19 protein-coding genes are annotated in these 17,428 nt (G+C 75.2%); 4 read left to right on the top strand and 15 right to left on the bottom strand.

Annotated elements, in window-relative coordinates; all coding sequences use genetic code 11:
• Positions 1-158: 158 nt before the first annotated feature.
• From groL to T328_RS10990, 4 genes are all read right to left on the bottom strand, one after another.
• Complete coding sequence (gene groL / locus T328_RS11005) at positions 159-1,784, bottom strand: chaperonin GroEL (protein WP_496495779.1); 1,626 nt, start codon at positions 1,782-1,784, stop codon at positions 159-161.
• Positions 1,785-1,908: 124 nt separating this feature from the next.
• Complete coding sequence (gene groES / locus T328_RS11000; protein ID WP_047017603.1) at positions 1,909-2,217, bottom strand: co-chaperone GroES; 309 nt, start codon at positions 2,215-2,217, stop codon at positions 1,909-1,911.
• A 237-nt stretch (positions 2,218-2,454) separates the two neighbouring features.
• Positions 2,455-3,456 carry a polysaccharide deacetylase family protein gene (locus T328_RS10995; protein WP_496495778.1) on the bottom strand — a complete coding sequence of 334 codons (1,002 nt, stop codon included), beginning with the start codon at positions 3,454-3,456 and terminating at the stop codon, positions 2,455-2,457.
• Positions 3,453-4,394 (bottom strand): polysaccharide deacetylase family protein, encoded by a 942-nt coding sequence (locus T328_RS10990; RefSeq protein ID WP_496495777.1) that lies wholly within the window; start codon positions 4,392-4,394, stop codon positions 3,453-3,455. The genes T328_RS10995 and T328_RS10990 overlap by 4 nt, the downstream gene beginning before the upstream one ends.
• 107 nt (positions 4,395-4,501) lie before the next feature.
• Between T328_RS10990 and T328_RS10985 the strand changes: the two genes are divergently transcribed.
• A complete protein-coding gene (locus T328_RS10985) occupies positions 4,502-5,782 on the top strand; it encodes a class I SAM-dependent methyltransferase (protein ID WP_496495776.1) in 1,281 nt (426 codons plus the stop codon).
• Here T328_RS10985 and T328_RS10980 read toward each other — a convergent pair.
• The 4 genes from T328_RS10980 to tsaB all read right to left on the bottom strand — a co-directional run bounded on the left by T328_RS10980 (position 5,745) and on the right by tsaB (position 8,428).
• A complete protein-coding gene (locus tag T328_RS10980; protein ID WP_496495775.1) occupies positions 5,745-6,020 on the bottom strand; it encodes a hypothetical protein in 276 nt (91 codons plus the stop codon). The genes T328_RS10985 and T328_RS10980 overlap by 38 nt on opposite strands.
• Positions 6,017-7,126, bottom strand: a complete 1,110-nt coding sequence (gene tsaD / locus T328_RS10975) for a tRNA (adenosine(37)-N6)-threonylcarbamoyltransferase complex transferase subunit TsaD (protein ID WP_496495774.1) — start codon at positions 7,124-7,126, stop codon at positions 6,017-6,019. Before tsaD ends, T328_RS10980 begins: the two co-directional genes overlap by 4 nt.
• Positions 7,127-7,134: 8 nt before the next feature.
• On the bottom strand, positions 7,135-7,605 hold the full coding sequence (gene rimI, locus T328_RS10970; RefSeq protein WP_496495773.1) for a ribosomal protein S18-alanine N-acetyltransferase: 471 nt from the start codon (positions 7,603-7,605) through the stop codon (positions 7,135-7,137).
• 109 nt (positions 7,606-7,714) lie between these two features.
• The gene (gene tsaB / locus T328_RS10965; protein WP_496496076.1) at positions 7,715-8,428 is read right to left on the bottom strand and encodes a tRNA (adenosine(37)-N6)-threonylcarbamoyltransferase complex dimerization subunit type 1 TsaB; all 714 of its coding nucleotides are present in this window, start codon (positions 8,426-8,428) and stop codon (positions 7,715-7,717) included.
• A 251-nt stretch (positions 8,429-8,679) separates the two neighbouring features.
• Between tsaB and T328_RS10960 the strand changes: the two genes are divergently transcribed.
• Positions 8,680-9,198, top strand: coding sequence for a hypothetical protein (locus T328_RS10960; protein ID WP_496496075.1), 519 nt, complete (start codon positions 8,680-8,682; stop codon positions 9,196-9,198).
• Between the two features lie 69 nt (positions 9,199-9,267).
• On the opposite strand, the gene T328_RS10955 is transcribed toward T328_RS10960, so the two are convergent.
• From T328_RS10955 to T328_RS10930, 6 genes are all read right to left on the bottom strand, one after another.
• Positions 9,268-9,465, bottom strand: coding sequence for a hypothetical protein (locus T328_RS10955; protein ID WP_496495772.1), 198 nt, complete (start codon positions 9,463-9,465; stop codon positions 9,268-9,270).
• 87 nt (positions 9,466-9,552) lie between these two features.
• Positions 9,553-10,095 carry a tRNA (adenosine(37)-N6)-threonylcarbamoyltransferase complex ATPase subunit type 1 TsaE gene (gene tsaE, locus T328_RS10950; RefSeq protein WP_496495771.1) on the bottom strand — a complete coding sequence of 181 codons (543 nt, stop codon included), beginning with the start codon at positions 10,093-10,095 and terminating at the stop codon, positions 9,553-9,555.
• A gap of 11 nt (positions 10,096-10,106) precedes the next feature.
• Positions 10,107-11,468 carry an alpha/beta fold hydrolase gene (locus T328_RS10945; RefSeq protein WP_496495770.1) on the bottom strand — a complete coding sequence of 454 codons (1,362 nt, stop codon included), beginning with the start codon at positions 11,466-11,468 and terminating at the stop codon, positions 10,107-10,109.
• Positions 11,461-12,750, bottom strand: a complete 1,290-nt coding sequence (gene alr, locus T328_RS10940) for an alanine racemase (RefSeq protein WP_496495769.1) — start codon at positions 12,748-12,750, stop codon at positions 11,461-11,463. Before alr ends, T328_RS10945 begins: the two co-directional genes overlap by 8 nt.
• 68 nt (positions 12,751-12,818) lie before the next feature.
• Positions 12,819-14,318, bottom strand: a complete 1,500-nt coding sequence (locus tag T328_RS10935) for an NAD(P)H-hydrate dehydratase (protein ID WP_496495768.1) — start codon at positions 14,316-14,318, stop codon at positions 12,819-12,821.
• 43 nt (positions 14,319-14,361) lie between these two features.
• Positions 14,362-15,180, bottom strand: a complete 819-nt coding sequence (locus T328_RS10930) for a class I SAM-dependent methyltransferase (RefSeq protein ID WP_496495767.1) — start codon at positions 15,178-15,180, stop codon at positions 14,362-14,364.
• Positions 15,181-15,276: 96 nt separating this feature from the next.
• On the opposite strand from T328_RS10930, the gene T328_RS10925 reads away from it, so the two are divergent.
• On the top strand, positions 15,277-15,651 hold the full coding sequence (locus tag T328_RS10925; protein ID WP_496495766.1) for a holo-ACP synthase: 375 nt from the start codon (positions 15,277-15,279) through the stop codon (positions 15,649-15,651).
• Positions 15,652-15,665: 14 nt separating this feature from the next.
• On the opposite strand, the gene T328_RS10920 is transcribed toward T328_RS10925, so the two are convergent.
• Positions 15,666-15,911, bottom strand: a complete 246-nt coding sequence (locus tag T328_RS10920) for a hypothetical protein (protein WP_496495765.1) — start codon at positions 15,909-15,911, stop codon at positions 15,666-15,668.
• A 101-nt stretch (positions 15,912-16,012) separates the two neighbouring features.
• Here T328_RS10920 and coaA point away from each other — a divergent pair, with 101 nt between their 5' ends.
• Positions 16,013-16,987: a type I pantothenate kinase gene (gene coaA, locus T328_RS10915; protein WP_496495764.1), complete on the top strand. Its 975-nt coding sequence runs from the start codon at positions 16,013-16,015 to the stop codon at positions 16,985-16,987.
• Positions 16,988-17,428 lie beyond the last annotated feature (441 nt).

Here is a 17,428-nt window from a genome sequence, read left to right as displayed (position 1 = left end):
GCGCGGCTCCGCCACGGCGGGCCCCGACCTCCGGCCGTAGGCCGGGCGGTCGCGCCCACACACACGCCGCAGGGCGCCGTCCCCGTACGCACTCGTACGGGGACGGCGCCCTGACGTGCACCATGCCCGGGTCCGTGACCCGCGGCTCCGACCAGAGGTCAGTGCGAGTGACCGTGGCCGTGGCTGTGGCCCTGGTCCTCCTCCGGCTCCGGCTTCTCCACCACGGCGCTCTCCGTGGTCAGCAGCAGCGAGGCGATCGACGCCGCGTTCTCCAGCGCCGAGCGGGTCACCTTCACCGGGTCGATGACGCCGGCCTTCACCAGGTCCCCGTACTCGCCGGTGGCGGCGTTGAAGCCCTGACCCGCCGTCAGCTCGGCGACCTTGGAGGTGATGACGTACCCCTCCAGGCCCGCGTTCTCCGCGATCCACCGCAGCGGCTCGACCACCGCGCGGCGCACGACCGCCACGCCGGTGGCCTCGTCGCCGGTGAGGTCCAGGCCGCCCTCCAGCACCTTCGCGGCGTGCACGAGCGCCGAGCCGCCGCCGGAGACGATGCCCTCCTCGACCGCCGCGCGGGTGGCGGAGATCGCGTCCTCCAGGCGGTGCTTCTTCTCCTTCAGCTCGACCTCGGTGGCCGCGCCGACCCGGATGACGCACACGCCGCCGGCCAGCTTCGCCAGCCGCTCCTGCAGCTTCTCGCGGTCCCAGTCGGAGTCCGTGGCGTCGATCTCGGCCTTGATCTGCGCGATCCGGCCGGCGACCTCGTCGGACTTCCCGGCGCCGTCGACGATCGTCGTGTCGTCCTTGGTGACGACGACGCGGCGCGCGGTGCCCAGCACCTCCAGGCCCACCTGGTCCAGTTTGAGGCCGACCTCCTCGGAGACCACGGTGCCGCCGGTGAGGGTGGCCATGTCGCCGAGCATCGCCTTGCGGCGGTCGCCGAAGCCGGGGGCCTTGACCGCGACGGAGTTGAAGGTGCCGCGGATCTTGTTGACGACGAGGGTGGACAGCGCCTCGCCCTCCACGTCCTCGGCGACGATCAGCAGCGGCTTCGCCGAGCCCGCCTGCATGACCTTCTCCAGCAGCGGCAGCAGGTCCTGGATGGAGGAGATCTTGCCCTGGTGGATGAGGATGTACGGGTCCTCCAGCACCGCCTCCATACGGTCCTGGTCGGTCACCATGTAGTGCGACAGGTAGCCCTTGTCGAAGGCCATGCCCTCGGTGAAGTCCAGCTCCAGGCCGAAGGTGTTGGACTCCTCGACGGTGATGACCCCGTCCTTGCCGACCTTGTCCATGGCCTCGCCGATGAGCTGGCCCACCTGCTCGTCCTGGGCGGACAGCGCGGCGACCGCGGCGATGTCGGACTTGGAGTCGATCGGGCTGGCGGCCTTCAGCAGCTCGTCGGAGATGGCCGCGACGGCGGCGTCGATGCCGCGCTTGAGCGCGGAGGGGGAGGCGCCGGCGGCCACGTTGCGCAGGCCCTCGCGGACCAGCGCCTGGGCCAGCACGGTGGCGGTGGTGGTGCCGTCGCCCGCGATGTCGTTGGTCTTGGTCGCCACCTCCTTCACCAACTGCACGCCGAGGTTCTCGTACGGGTCCTCGACCTCGATCTCACGGGCGATGGTCACGCCGTCGTTGGTGATGGTCGGGGCGCCGAACTTCTTGTCGATGACGACATTGCGGCCGCGGGGGCCGATCGTCACCTTCACGGTGTCGGCGAGCTTGTCCACACCGCGCTCCAGAGCGCGGCGGGCGTCCTCGTCGAACTTCAGAGTCTTCGCCATGAAACGTGGGTCCTCTCAAAGGGCGCCGTAGGGAGCGCCGACGCCCCGGCCCGTTTCGATATGTCCTGCTCGGCGAACGGATCCGGGGCGCGGCCTGGGTTGCGGAAGAAGCGGGAGCGCCCCGTTACTTCTCGATGATCGCGAGCACGTCGCGGGCAGAGAGGACGAGGTAGTCCTCGTTGTTGTACTTCACCTCGGTCCCGCCGTACTTGCTGTAGAGAACGACGTCACCGACGGAGACGTCGAGCGGCAGCCGGTTGCCGTCCTCGAATCGGCCCGGGCCGACGGCCAGGACGACGCCCTCCTGGGGCTTCTCCTTGGCGGTGTCCGGGATGACCAGGCCCGAGGCCGTGGTCTCCTCGGCGTCGAGCGGCTGGACCACGATGCGGTCCTCAAGCGGCTTGATGGCAACCTTGGTGCTGGCGGTCGTCACGATCCGACCTCCCCCTTCGGAGATCTCGCGGGGTTGAATGTCTGGGGTGGCGACCCTGGAGGATCCGTCGTCGCGGGTGCCGGATCCGCCTCGTCGCTGTGTTGGCACTCTCCCTCGGGGAGTGCCAGAGCCGAGGTTATGCCGCCCTTTAGCACTCGGTCAAGCCGAGTGCCAGATTGCCACCCGCACCGCCCACCGTCCGACCGTACGTCGGTACGCGCCGCACCCCCGCCCGCGTCACAGGTAATCCTCCAGCCGGGCAACCGTGAACCCCTGCCGCTGGATCTCCCGCACCAGCTCCGCCAGCACGTCCGTCATCGTCCGCCCGCCCTGCTGGTCCGGCCCCCGGAAGTGCGCCAGCACGATGTCGCCGGGGCGCAGCCGGTCGCCGCTGCGGTACTCCAGCCCGCCGGCCTTCATCTCCACCCGCCACAGCGGCATCGCCCGTACGCCGCAGGAGGCGGCGGCCCGCAGCGTCGCCGCGTCGTACTCGCCGTAGGGCGGGCGGAAGAGCGTCGGGCGGACGCCGAAGCGGTCCGCGACGCGCTGCTGCTGGCCGCAGATCTGGTGGCGCTGCGCGGCGTACGGCAGGGCGGTGAGGTCGGGGTGGGTGAGGGTGTGGCCGTGGACGGAGCCGCCGACGCGCCGCAGTTCGTCGAAGTACCCGTAGCCCTCGCCCGCACCTCCCCGGACTGCGGAGTCCGAAAGGAACATGCTGAGCGGCAGCCGCAGGTCCGCCGCCATGTCGATCAGCTCCGGGTCCTTCTCCCAGCCGTCGTCGATCGTGAGGAAGACGACCTTGTCCCGCGTCGGCACCCGGTCCACCACGGCCGGCGGCCCGGAGCGTTCCGGCCGCACCGGACGGCTCACGGGCGGCTCGGGCGGCGGGTCGAGGGGGCGGTCGAGGCCCCAGCGGCGGTACGCCCCGGGGGCGGCGGCGCGATCGGCCCCGGCGTCCCGGCCGGCCTCGCCTTCCCGGCCGCCTGCTTCGCCTCCGGCGCCTCCGTCGCCGGGCAGCGCGCGCGGCGTACGCCCCGCGTGCCGCGCGCCCGGCTTGCCGTCCGGCCGCGCGCCCCCGTCCGCCGCCGCGTCGGGCACGTTCCCGGACTCGCCGGCGCTCTCCGGGAACCACTCCTCCGTCGGCCGGGCGGCGTCCGCGCAGGCGGTGAGCGCCAGCAGACAGAGGGCGGCTATCGCGGCGGCGGACAACCGCCGGCGGCCGGCGCGGCTGCGCCTCATACGTAGTCCTCCAACCGGGCAACGGCGAAGCCCTCGTCGTTCGCCTTACGGAGCACCGTACGGAGGACATCGGCCATCGTGCCGCCGAATTCTGAAGGGCCTTCGAAGTGGGTGAGCACGATATCGCCGGGGTGGAACGCGGTGTCCGCGCGGGAGTGCGTCCAGCGGCCGGGGAACGCCTCCTGCTGCCACAGCGGTACGAGGTCGATGCCGCAGTCCTTCGCCGCGCGCAGGGTGTCGCCGTTGTAGTTGCCGTACGGCGGACGGAAGATCCGCGGGGTGGCGCCCATCTCGCGCTTCAGGACGCGCTGTTGGCCGCAGATCTCCTCGCGCTGCGCCGCGTAGGGCAGTTCGCGCAGGTTGGGGTGGTGGAGGGTGTGGTTGTTGACGGTGGTGCCGAGGTCGCGTAGGGCGCGGAAGTAGGCGTAGTCGTCGTTCGCGGCCTCGTCGGCGAGGAAGGCGCTGACGGGGATGTCCAGTTCGCGCAGCATGCGCAGCAGCTCGGGGTCCTTGCGGTAGCCGTCGTCGATGGTCAGGAAGATCACCCGGTCGTCGGTCGGGACCCTGGTGATGACGGGCGGCAGGCCGGGGCCGCCGGCGTCGGTCTCGAAACCGGGTTCGGTGGCGAGCGCGGGCTTGGTACGCGGCGGGGCGGGCGGCAGCAGCGGGACGCCGGTCAAGCCCCAGGTGCGCGCGGCGGCGAGCCGCCGGGCGTGGACGCGCTGCTGGTGCCGCGCGGTGCGGGCGAGCGCGCGGGCGGGGGCGGCGGCGAGGCCGCCGGCGACGGCGGGCTTGGCGTCCTGGGTGAGGGGGCGGGGGTGGTCGGCGGGGCGGCCCGCGGTCCCGGAGGAGCAGGCGGAGGTGAGGAGGGTGGTGGCGAGGAGGGCGGTGGCGGACAGGGCGAGGAGGCCCGCGCGGAGGGTTGGACGTGAGAGCATTTTACCCTTTTGTCGTATTAGTTTCCTAAGCCCGCATCCTCCCAGCGCGGACCGGAGTGTCACGCCGCCACGCCGCACGGGAGCCCGCATGGCGGAACAATGGGCGCATGCACGGCCCCGACGCCTCCGACGACCCCCTCGCCGCCCTCCTCGCCCCCGAAGGCCAGGCCCTCCTCGCCGAGCTGCGCGACCACGACCCCGCCGACGAACTGGCCCTCGCCACCCGGCTCCGCCGCGACCACCCCGCCCCGCTGGTCTCCGCCGCGCTCGGGCAGGCCCGGCTGCGGCAGCGGGCGGCGGCGAAGTTCGGGGCGGACGCGGAGCGGATGTACTTCACCCCCGACGGCGTCGAGCAGGCGACCCGTACGACGGTGGCGGCGCACCGCGCGGCCCGGTTCGCGGCGCTCGGCGTCGGCCGGGTGGCCGACCTGTGCTGCGGCATCGGCGGCGACGCGGTGGCGCTGGCGCGGGCCGGGATCGCCGTGCTCGCCGTCGACCGGCACCCGGCGGCGGCAGCCGCCGCGCGGGCCAACGCGGCGGCGCTGGGGCTCGCGGAGCTGGTCGACGTACGGTGCGCGGAGGTCGGGGACGTGGACATCTCCGGGTATGACGCGGTATTCGTCGATCCGGCTCGCCGGATCGGAGGGGGTGCCGGGCGCGGGCGGGTCTTCGACCCCGAGGCGTACTCGCCGCCGCTCTCCTGGGCCGTCGAGGTCGCCGGCCGCGTCTCGCACGCCGCGCTGAAGGTCGCCCCCGGCATCCCGCACGAGGCGGTGCCGGACGCCGCCGAGGCGGAATGGGTCTCCGACGCCGGCGACGTGAAGGAGGCCGTGCTCTGGTTCGGCGCTGCCCCCGACGCCGTCTCCCGTGACGCCGTCTCCCCTGCGACCGTCTCCCCTGCCGCCGTCTCCCTTGCCGCCATCTCCCCCGGCGCCCGGCGCGCGACCCTGCTGCCCGCCGGCGTCACGCTCACCGGCCGCGGCCTGCCCGACCCGGCGCCCGGGCCCGTCGGGCGCTACCTGTACGAGCCGGACGGCGCCGTCATCCGCGCCCACCTCGTCGCCGAGGTGGCGGCGCAGGTCGGCGGGCGGCTGCTGGACCCGACCATCGCCTATGTCACGGCGGACGACCTGGCGCCGACCCCGTACGCCACCGCGTACGAGATCACCGACGTGCTCCCCTTCAGCGTCAAGAAGCTCCGCGCCCTGCTGCGCGAACGCGGCGTCGGCAGCGTCACGGTCAAGAAGCGCGGCTCCGCCGTGGAGCCCGCGGAGCTGCGGCGGAAGCTGAAGCTCAGCGGCCCGCCCGCGGTGTCCTGCACCGTCTTCCTGACCCGCGTCGCCGGCGCCCCTACGGTGCTGCTGGGCCGTCCGGGCCCAGCGACGTGAACCGCCAGCGGTGCGCCGGGCGGGCCAGCAGCCCGGCGTCGTCGGGGGCCGGCAGCTCGGGCAGCTCCGCGTCGTAGAGCGCGTCCCACCAGGTGATGACGAGCACCCGCTCGCCCGGCGCGGTGAACGTCTCGCGGCGCAGCGGCTCGGCCGGCAGCGCCTGCGCGCGGGCCCACGCCAGCAGTTCGGCGGCCCGGCCCGGCACCGCCTTGGCCTCCCACATCAACGCGACGGTCACGAGTAGAGATTCTCCTTCGCCAGTTCGTGCACGTGATCGTGGTCGTGGTCGTGCCCGTGCTCGCGCCCCGGTACGTGCGTCTCCGTCACCGGCAGCGACGAGTCCGCCGACAGCTCCCAGTCCGACACCGCCCGCCCCCGCGCCACCATCTCCGCGCCCAGCGCCGCGACCATCGCGCCGTTATCCGTACAGAGCTTCATCCGCGGCACCCGCAGCACGATCCCCGCGTCCTCGCAGCGCCGCTGCGCCATCGCCCGCAGCCGCGAGTTCGCCGCCACGCCGCCGCCGATCATCAGGTGGCCGACGCCGCTGTCCCGGCAGGCCCGTACCGCCTTGCGCGTCAGCACGTCCGCGACCGACTCCTGGAACGACGCCGCCACATCCGCCACCGGCACCTCCTCCCCCGCCGCGCGCCTGGCCTCCACCCAGCGGGCGACGGAGGTCTTCAGACCGGAGAAGGAGAAGTCGTACAGCGGGTCGCGCGGGCCCGTCAGGCCGCGCGGGAAGCGGATCGCGGCCGGGTCGCCGTCGCGCGCCGCCTTGTCGATGAACGGGCCGCCCGGGAAGCCGAGTCCCAGCACGCGGGCGACCTTGTCGAACGCCTCGCCCGCCGCGTCGTCGATGGTCGCGCCGAGGGGGCGTACGTCCGAGGTGATGTCGGCGGACAGCAGCAGCGAGGAGTGGCCGCCGGAGACGAGCAGGGCCATCGTCGGCTCGGGCAGCGCGCCGTGTTCGAGCTGGTCGACGGCGATGTGCGAGGCGAGGTGGTTCACGCCGTAGAGCGGCTTGCCGAGCGCATACGCGTACGCCTTGGCCGCCGCCACCCCGACCAGCAGCGCCCCCGAGAGCCCGGGCCCCGCCGTCACCGCGACCGCGTCCAGGTCGCGGGCCGCGACCCCGGCGTCGCGCAGCGCCCGCTCGATGGTCGGCACCATCGCCTCCAGGTGCGCCCGGCTCGCCACCTCGGGCACCACGCCGCCGAAGCGGGCGTGCGCGTCGACGCTGGACGCGATGGCGTCGGCGAGCAGCGTGTGCCCGCGGACGATCCCGACGCCGGTCTCGTCGCAGGACGTCTCGATGCCGAGCACCAGGGGTTCGTCAGCCATGGGGGGCGTCACTCTTTCTCGGTACGGCGCATGACGAGCGCGTCTACGTTTCCGGGCTGGTAGTAGCCGCGCCGGACGCCGATCGCGGCGAAGCCGTGGCGCTCGTAGAGGCGCTGGGCGCGGCCGTTGTCGACGCGCACCTCCAGCAGCACCTCGCGGCAGCCGAAGCGGCGGGCGGCGGCGAGCAGGGCCTCCAGCAGGCGGGGGCCGAGGCCGGTGCCCCAGTGGTCGCGGGCGGCGGCGATGGTCTGGACGTCGCCGGTGCCGTCGGCGGCGGCGAGGCCGCCGTAGCCGACGACGCGGCCGGCGGCGTCCTCGGCGACGACGTAGGCGCGGGTGGCGCCGGGGCCGCGGGCGTAGGCCAGCTCGGACCAGAACATGGCGGGGGACCAGGCGTCTTCGGGGAAGGTGTCCCGTTCGAGGGCGAGCACGGGGTCGATGTCCCACCACCGCATCTCGCGCAGGGAGACGGCGTTCATGGGCGGGGGCCGCTCTCGTACGGGGTCTCGCGCGGGGCCTCGCACGGCGTCTCGCACGAGGTCTCGCACTGCGCCTCGCGCGGGATCGGGTACGGGGTCGTGCTCGCGGTCATCGCGGGGTGACCGCCTTGTACGCGGCCGGGACCTGCGCGTCCGGCCGGCGCAGGTACAGCGGGCGGGGCGGCAGCAGCCCGGCGCCGCCCGCCGCGAGCCGCTCGGCGGCCAGCGCGGCGAGGGCGGCGGCGCGCTGGTGCGCCGGCGGGCGGGCGTCGGGGAAGACGCCGGGGTACAGCTCCGCGCCCGCCCCGGCGGCGGGCAGCCCGGCGACCTGCTCGGCGACGGCGGCGGGCCGGTCGACGGCCGGCTCGGTGAGGCGGGTGCGGGCGTCCGCGTAGCGGGCCCAGTACACCTCCTTGCGGCGGGCGTCGGTGGCCACGACGAACGGGCCCTCGATGCCGTCCACGCCGTCCACGCCGTCCGCGCCACCGGCGCCGCCGACGTCACCGAGGCCGTCGCGCGCGGCGGCGTAGGCGATGCCGTCCAGCGTGCAGACCCCGTACACGGGGATGCCCAGCGTCATGCCGAACACCTCGGCGGTCACCAGCCCCACCCGCAGTCCGGTGTACGGACCGGGCCCGACGCCGACGACGACGGCGGTCAGCTCGCCGAGGTCCCGCCCGGCCGCGGCGAGCACGCGCTCGACGGCGGGCAGCAGCAGCTCGCCGTGGCGCCGGGCGTCGACCTGGTGCGACTCGGCGAGCGCGGGCGACGCGGGGGCGCCGTCGTGGAGCGCGACGGTGACGGCGGGGGTGGCGGTGTCCATGGCGAGCAGCACGCCTTCAGGGTAGTCGCGCGGGAGGGGTGCCCGGAGCGCGTCCGCCGGGCCGGTGACTCCGGCCGCGGCCGTCCCGGGGAGCGCCGGGGGGTGCCGGGGCGGGTGCTACCGTCGGGCGGAGCAGCGGGGCCGAACAGGGCAGGCCGGCACCGGGCAGGACGGGAGCAGGGCTTCGGCAGAGCGGTCGTACGGCCGCCGTACCGGAAGGGGCGTACCGCGTGGCAGGCAGCGGGAAATTCGTGGCCGGGCTGACCGCCGCCGCCCTGGGCGTGGTCGCCTTCCTCGCCTACCAGGCCAACGCCAACGCCCCCGACTCCCTGGCCCGCGAGCGCCCGGGCGTCGCCAGCCCCGAGCCGTCGAAGGCGAAGGAGGAGGCCCTCAAGGTGCCCGCCCGCTCGGGCAAGGGGCTGCGGGTGGTGTACCGGTTGAAGGACCGGCGCGTGTGGCTCGTCGGCGAGGACGACTCGATCCTGCGGACGTACAAGGTGATGCCGAGCAGCGTCGACCCGCCGCCCGGCAGGTACAGCGTGACCTCGCGGTCGAAGCAGATCACCGGCTCGGACGGGGTGCCGGTGGAGCACGTGGTGGTGTTCACGGAGACCGAGGGCACCGTCATAGGGTTCAGCGCCGCGCTCGACGGCTCCCGGCCGGACCCGGACGGGCAGGAGAAGACGGGCGGTGTGCGCTCGTCGCGGGCGAACGGCAAGGCGCTGTGGCGCTTTGCGACGGTGGGCGTCGAGGTCGCGGTCGTGAAGTAGCGGGGGCCGCCGCCGCCTCATGCATCATCTAGATGTCCCGGGCCGCGGAGGGCTGGACGCGCGCTCGTGCTACGCGGCGTGCTGCTCCGGCGCCCGTTCCCGGGCCACCGCCTGGGCCCCTTCCGCGGCCTCGTCCACTGCCTCGGGCTCTGCCACCGCCTCGGGCTCGGGGGCGGGCGGCGTCGAGACCGCCTCGGCCGCCGCGCAGGCGGCGAGCAGCTCGGCCACTCCCACGGCGGGGCGCTGCCCGTGTTCCTCAGGTGCCATACGCCCATGGGACCACGCCCGCCGACCTGGGGCAACGACATGCCGACGGAGCGTCGGCATATTTGTCGGAACGTACAGCACTGCTGTTCAGGCGCGGGCGAGCGCGGCCAGCGCGCCGTGCGCCCAGCGCTCGCCGACGCCGGTGAGGGTGACGTGCCGTACGTCGGCTTCGTCGGCCTCGTCGGCGGCTTCCGGGTCGGCGGGCCCGGCGGCGTCCCCCGTCCTTCGTTCGATGACGACGTGCAGCCGGTCCTCGGCCAGCTCCTCGACCTTGCCCTCGCCCCACTCCACCACCACGACCGACTCCGGCAGCGACACGTCCAGGTCGAGGTCCTCCATCTCCTCAAGACCGCCGCCCAGCCGGTAGGCGTCGACGTGGACCAGCGGCGGCCCGCCCGAGACCGACGGGTGCACGCGCGCGATGACGAACGTCGGCGACGTCACCGCCCCCCGCACCCCGAGCCCGGCCCCCAGCCCGCGCGCGAGCGTCGTCTTGCCCGCGCCCAGCGCCCCGGTGAGCAGCACGAGGTCGCCGGCGCGCAGCCCGGCGGCCAGCCGGCGGCCCAGGTCCTGCATCTGCTCGGGCGACTCGACGGTCAGCTGGACGGCGGTGGTGGTCACGGCGGTCATGGCACTGGATGTTAGAGGGTCCGGCGGGACGTGCCGCGCGTGCGCCGTACGGACCCCGCCCCCGGCCGCGCGCCGGCCTGCCGGCCCGCACCCGCACCCGCCGCCACGCCCGCGCGCGCGAGCAGCGCGGCCAGCGCCTCGTTCACCCGATCGGGGCGCTCCAGCATGGCGAGGTGCCCGGCGTCCCCGACGACCTCGTACGCGGCGTCGGGCAGCTGCGCCGCGATCTTCTCGCTGTGCGCCGGGGGCGTCACCATGTCGCGGTCGCCGACGAGGACGAGGCCGGGGCGGTCGCGGAAGAGCGCCAGCGCCTCGCCCTTCTCGTGCGCGGCGAACGCCGGGTAGAACTCGGCGACGACGTCTATCGGCGTGCTCTCCAGCAGCCGTTCGGCGAAGCGCGCGACGGCCGGGTCCACGCCTTCGGCGCCGAAGGAGTAGTGCTTGATGATCCCGGCGAAGAGGTCGGCGGTCGCCTGCCGGCCGCGTTCGGCCAGCTCCGCCCGGCTGCCGAGCGCCCTGAGGAAGCCGGGCACGAAGTGCCGTACGGCCCAGGCGCCGGCCGCCGGCAGGCCGAAGGTCAGCCGGCCGAGGTCGCCCGCGGAGGTGCCGAGGAACGCGGTGCCGGCCACCCGGTCGCGTACGAGGTCGGGGAACTGGTCGGCGAAGGCCATGACCGTCATGCCGCCCATCGAGTGCCCGACGAGCAGCAGGGGGCCCTCGGGGGCGGCGGCGTCGACGACGGCCTTGAGGTCGCGGCCGAGTTGCTCGATGGTGATCGGCTCGTCGCCGGCGAGCTGGGAGACGCCGCGGGCGGAGCGGCCGTGGCTGCGCTGGTCCCAGTAGACGGCGCGGACGCGACCGCGGAGGGCGGCGCGCTGGAAGTGCCAGACGTCCTGGGTGAGGCAGTAGCCGTGGCAGAAGACGACGGTGAGGGGGGCGGGGTCGCGGCGGCCGGCGAAGCGGCGGCGCCGCCGGCGGAGGGCGGGGGCTGGGGCCGGGGTGCGGGAGGCCGGGGTGCCGGGGGCCGTTGCGGCGGGGGCGGTTGCGCCGGAGGTCGTTGTGCCGGGGGCCGCTTCGCCGGGGGCCGCGGGCGGGAAGTCGCCGGGCTCCTCGACCTCGTAGTACAGCTCGGTGCCGTCGTCGGCGATGGCCGTGCCGGAGGTGCCGCGGAGGGTCCCGTACGGGCCGGCCGCGTCGAGCGCCTGCCGGGCCCGGCGGCGTACCCCGCGGCCCATCGCCAGCCGCTCCACCGCCACGCCGGCGGCGGCCCCGGCGGCGAGCACGCCGATGGCGGCGCCGGCGATGCCGGCCCGCCGGCCGGCCCGGGCCCAGCCGCCGGGCACGGGGACGGGGGTGGGGACGGGGTCAGCCATGGGGGGCCTCGGGCCGGTGCGGGCCGGCGCCGCCCGCCGCGCGCTTGGCGGTCTCGGCGTCGGTCTCGGCGTCGGTCTCCGGCTCCGTGTCCGTGTCCGTGATCCTGTCCGTGTCCGTGTGCGTGTCCATGGAGGTGGCATCCCCCGCGCCGCCCACGTACACGCGCGGAACGCGGGGTCCGATCCGGGTGACGATCTCGTACCCGATCGTCCCCGCCGCCCGCGCCCAGTCCTCCGCCGTCGGCTCGCCGCCGTCCCCCGGCCCGAACAGCACCGCCTCGTCGCCCACCGCCGCCCCGTCCCCGCCCAGGTCCACGACGAACTGGTCCATCGCGACCCGCCCGGCGACAGTCCGCCACTTCCCGGCGACCAGCACCGGCCCTGTGCCCGACGCGTGCCGCGGGACGCCGTCCGCGTAGCCGAGCGCCACGAGCGCGAGGGTGGTGCGGCCCGGGGTGACGTAGTGGTGCCCGTACGAGATGCCCAGGCCGGCCGGTGCCTCCTTGACCTGCGCCAGCGACGCCTTGAGCGCCATCACGGGCCGCAGCCCGAAGTCCGCCGGGACGCCGACCCCGGGGCTCGGCGACAGCCCGTACGACGAGATCCCGGGCCGTACGAGGTCGAAGTGGGCGTCGGGGAGGGTGAGCGTGGCCGGCGAGTTCGCCATGTGCCGCACCTCGGGGCGCAGCCCGGCGCGCTCGGCGACGGCGAGGGCGTCGCGGAAGGCGTCGAGCTGGCGGCGGACGGAGGGGTGGCCGGGCTCGTCGGCGCAGGCGAAGTGCGACCAGACGCCGGTGACGTCGACGACGCCCTCGGCCTCGGCGGCGCGGGCGGCGGCGACCAGGTCGGGCCAGTCGGCGGCGAGGCAGCCGTTGCGGCCGAGGCCGGTGTCGGCCTTGAGCTGCACGCGCGCGGTGCGCCCGGCGGCGCGCGCGGCGGGCAGCAGCTCGCGCAGCGCCCACAGCCCGCTGACGGCGATGTCGAGATCCGCCTCGACGGCCTGCCGCCACGGCCCGCCGGGCGTCCACAGCCAGCACAGGATCCGCCCGCGGTCACCGGCGGCGCGCAGCTCCAGGGCCTCGTGCGGCGTGGCGGTGCCGAGCCACTCGGCGCCCGCGGCGCGGGCGGCGCGGGCGCAGGGCAGCATGCCGTGGCCGTAGGCGTCGGCCTTGACGACGGCCATGAACTGGGCGCGCGGGGCGATGCCGCGCAGGGCGCGGATGTTGGCGCCGTACGCGGTGAGGTCGATCTCCGCGCGGGCGCGGAGGGGCGAGTCGGTCATCGTGGCCAGTGTCGCATTGCGCGCTGACGCCTGCGGCTGCGGCGAGGCGGGACGGGCGCGGGCCGGGGTCAGCCGCCGACCCGCTGCCCGCTCACCGCCTCGCGGACATCGCGCCAGACGGCCGGGAGGGCGTCGGGGAGTTCGTGGGCGGTGGCCGGGGCGCCGGCGGCGAGGGTGCGGGCGGCGAGGCCGTGGAGGTACGCGCCGGCGGAGGCGGCGTCGCGGGCGGCGAGGCCGGCGGCGAGGAGGGAGCCGGTGAGGCCGGAGAGGACGTCGCCGCTGCCGGCGGTGGCGAGCCAGGGGGTGCCGGTGGGGTTGACGCGTACGGGCACATCTTGTGGGTCGGCGATCAGGGTCGTCGATCCCTTGAGCAGGGTCGTCGCGCCGTACGCCGCCGCCAGGGACCGTACGGCCGCCAGCCGGCCCGACTCCACCTCCGCCCGGTCCACGCCCAGCAGCGCGGCGGCCTCCCCGGCGTGCGGGGTGAGCAGCGTCGGGGCGGACCGGCGCCGTACCCGTGCCCGGTCCAGCAGCCGCAGGCCGTCGGCGTCGACCAGCACCGGCACGTCGGCGGCCAGCACCTGCTCCAGCACCTCCACCGCCCCCGGGCCGTCCCCGAGCCCCGGCCCGACGACCCACGCCTGGACCCGGCCCGCCTTCCCCGGCGGCCCGGGGTGCACGAGGGTCTCCGGATACCGCGCGATGACCGCCCGCGCCGCGGGCCCCACGTACCGCACCGCCCCCGCGCCACCGCGCAGCGCCCCGCCGACGGCGAGCACGGCGGCGCCGGGGTACCTCTCGGAGCCGGCGACGACGCCGACGACGCCGCGCCGGTACTTGTCGCTCTCGGCGCCCGGCGCCGGCAGCAGCGCGGCGACATCGGCGTGCTGCAGGGCTTCCAGCTCCGGCACCGCGGGCAGGTACGGCCCGAGCCCGATGTCCACGAGCCGCAGCGCCCCGGCGCGCTCGGCGGCGGGGTCGACGAGCAGACCGGGCTTGTACGTACCGAAGGTGACGGTGGCGGCGGCGGTCACGGCCTCGCCCCGTACCTCCCCGGTGTCGGCCTCGACGCCGCTGGGGAGGTCGACGGCGAGGACGGGGGCGCCGGTGTCGCGGACGAGGCGCACGAGTGCGGCGGCGGTGGGGCGGAGGCCGCCGGAGCCGCCGATGCCGACGATGCCGTCGAGGACGAGGTCGACGCGGTCGAGCACACCGGGCAGGAAGAGAATCCCCGCCCCCTCCGCACCCTCGTCCACAGGCACGACCCGCCCCCCGGCGGCCCACAGGGCGGCGAGCCCGCCTTCGTGCGTACGCTCCGGGCTGAGCAGCAGCGCCGTCACCCGCGCCCCGCGCCGCGCCAGCCGCGCACCGGCGTACAGCGCGTCCCCGCCGTTGTCCCCGCTCCCCACCAGCAGCGCCACCCGCCGCCCGTACACCCGCCCCAGCAACCCGGCCGCCGCGGCGGCCAGCCCCGCCGCGGCCCGCTGCATGAGCGCCCCCGCAGGCAACTCCGCCATGAGCGCCGCCTCGGCACTCCGCACCGTCTCCACCCCGTACGCGGTCCTCATCCCCCCATCCTCCCCCGCCCCGCGAAGCCCCGCAGCCGGGTGGTCAACGCCGGGCGACCGCCAGCAGGTGCGACGCGGCGGCCAGCAGCTCCGGGTACGGCTCCGCCAGGCGGGCCGCGCGCAGCGCCGCCTCGAAGGCGGGGTGGTCCGCCGGCAACGGCCGCCCGGTGTGCTGCTCGACGGCCTTCATCTGCCCCCAGCCCGGCCCCTCGACCCCGTACACGGTCACGTCCCCCAGCCCCGCGTCGCGCAGTTCGGCCACCAGACCCGCCGCCGTGTGGAAGTAGGCGGCGGTGAAGCCCTTGCGGCCGGGTTCGTGGCGGCCGGTGGCCAGGATGTCGCGTACGGCGTCGTGCACGCGGTCCTCGGTGAGCAGCGTGGTGGCGATGTGCTCGAAGACCGAGGCGTACCGCCCGATCGCCGCCGCCGCGACGAGACCCCCCGGCCGGGTGACGCGCCGCGCCTCGGCAAGGGCCCGGTCCCGTTCGTCGCGCTCCAACAGGTGGTACAGCGGTCCGAGGACAAGCGTCACGTCGTACGAAGCGTCAGCCACCGGCAGCGCCCAGGCATCGCCCAGCTCCGCGGTGACCCCGGTGCCGAGGGCGGCCTCGACGTGCCGCGGCACGGGGTCCACGAGGTGCACCCGGTACCCGTCCCCGGCCAGCCACGCGGCATGCACCCCGGGCCCGCCGCCCACGTCGATCACGTCGGCGGGCGCCGCGGGCAGATGCCGCCGCAGCAACTCCTGCGTACGCACCAGCTCCAACCGCCCGTCGGCGGTGCCCGTCAGCCTGGTGGCCTCGTCGAAGGCGGTGCCGTAGAAGTGCAGGATCTCGGGGGCTACTTGGGGCGGCGTACTCATGCCGGCCATCCTCCACTCGGCCGCCGGGCCGGTCCAGCGCCGCAACACCGCACGTGGGCCGGACGGTGCGGAGCACCACCGGTTACCCTGCCGCGCATGAGCGGAATCGTCGGAGTCGGCATCGACGTCGCCGAGGTGGACCGGTTCGGGGCCGCGTTGGAGCGGACGCCGGAGTTGCTCGATCGGTTGTTCCTGCCCGCGGAGCAGGTGCTGCCCGACGGGGGGCGGCGGGGGGTGGCTTCGCTGGCGGTGCGGTTCGCGGCGAAGGAGGCGCTGGCCAAGGCGCTGGGGGCGCCGCCCGGGCTGCACTGGCACGACGCCGAGGTGTGCGTGCACGACAACGGGCGGCCCCATCTGCGCGTACGCGGCACCGTCGCCGCGCGGGCCGCCGAGCTGGGGGTGCGCAGCTGGCACGTGTCACTCAGCCACGACGCCGGCATCGCCTCCGCCGTCGTCATCGCGGAGGGGTGACCGGGGCCGCGGACCTACCTGCACCACGCCATCCGCTCCACCGCCTCCTGCAGCAGCTCCAGGTACTCCACCTCCTCGCACCGCGGCTTGCTGCCCATGCGGTACAGGTCCAGCGACTCGACGAGGTCCTCCCTCAGGTCCTCGTCCGGCAGCTCCGCCGCGAGGTCGCCGCGGACCCGGCCCGCGAACTCCTCCCGAGCGGCCCCCGCCGCCGCGAGCCGGCTCGATCTTCGGTGCCATACGGTGTGCAGTACTGACATCTCGTCCCCCAAGAACCCCAGAATCGAATACGCATGCGGACCCTAGCCCTCCGCCCCCACCCCGGCTAGGGGTGCGGCACACCCTCGCGCACAATGTCCCCGTGGCCTCGCCGACCAGCACGCACAGCCCCTCCCCCTACGTCGACCTCTCCCGCGCCGAGTGGAGCGCCCTGCGGGACCGCACCCCCCTGCCGCTGTCCGCCGCAGAGGTCGAGCGGCTGCGCGGCCTCGGGGACGTCATCGACCTGGACGAGGTACGGGACGTCTACCTGCCGCTCTCCCGGCTGCTCAACCTCTACGTCGGCGCCACCCACGGCCTTCGGCACGCCGTCAACACCTTCCTCGGCGGCCCCGGCGCCGCCGCCGGCCCGCAGTCCGGCCCGCCCTTCGTCATAGGCGTCGCCGGCAGCGTGGCCGCCGGCAAGTCGACCGTCGCGCGGCTGCTGCAGGCGCTGCTCGCGCGCTGGCCCGAGCACCCGCGCGTGGAGCTGGTCACCACCGACGGGTTCCTGCTGCCCAACGCCGAGCTCGAAGCCCGCGGGCTGATGTCGCGCAAGGGCTTCCCCGAGTCGTACGACCGCCGCGCGCTCACCCGCTTCGTCGCCGACGTGAAATCCGGGAAGGACGAGGTCACCGCGCCCGTCTACTCCCACCTCACCTACGACATCGTCCCCGGTGAGCGCCTGAAGGTGCAGCGCCCCGACATCCTCATCGTCGAGGGCCTCAACGTGCTGCAGCCCGCGCTCCCCGGCCGCGACGGCCGCACCCGCGTCGCGCTCGCCGACTTCTTCGACTTCAGCGTGTACGTGGACGCGCGCACCGAGGACATCGCGCGCTGGTACACGGAGCGGTTCCGCAAGCTGCGCGAGACGGCGTTCCAGAACCCGCTGTCGTACTTCCGCCGCTACGCCGAGGTGCCGGAGGCCGAGGCGATGGCGTACGGGGAGCGCAACTGGCGCACGATCAACGAGCCCAACCTGCGCCAGAACATCGCCCCGACCCGCGGACGCGCCACCCTCATCCTGCGCAAGAGCCCGGACCACACGGTCCAGCGGCTGTCCCTGCGCAAGCTGTAGCGCGCGCTACGCCACCGCGCCCCGCCCGTACCGCGGAGTAACCGCGGTACTTACGGAACTCGGCGCCTGTCCCGACGACGCTCGATTCCGGGGCCACCCGAAGCTGCGCACCGGCGACACGCTCGGCGAACGGCACGACGCACGCGGCGGTGGTCTCGTCGTACCCCCGCGCACAACGAGCACGGGAACGCTGACCGACGCCGGCCGGTCCACCACCGCCGAGTTGTTGCCGCCCGGGTGAATTCCGGATCTCCTGCGCAACTCTCCCGGAACGGCGTGGAATCACTGTTTCCGGAGGTGGGCTGCAGTCGTCAGCCATGTGCCAGCAGGCGCCGCCGCGTTTCCTTCCACTGCCACCGGAGAGGTCATGAGATTTTCCACGCGTGGGCGTGACCCCGGCGCAGCGCTCTTCCTGACGGTGTTCGGCCTGCTCACCGCAGC

Source organism: Streptomyces sp. CNX435, from assembly GCF_059570575.1.
This window is presented reverse-complemented; position numbering and strand designations above follow the sequence as displayed.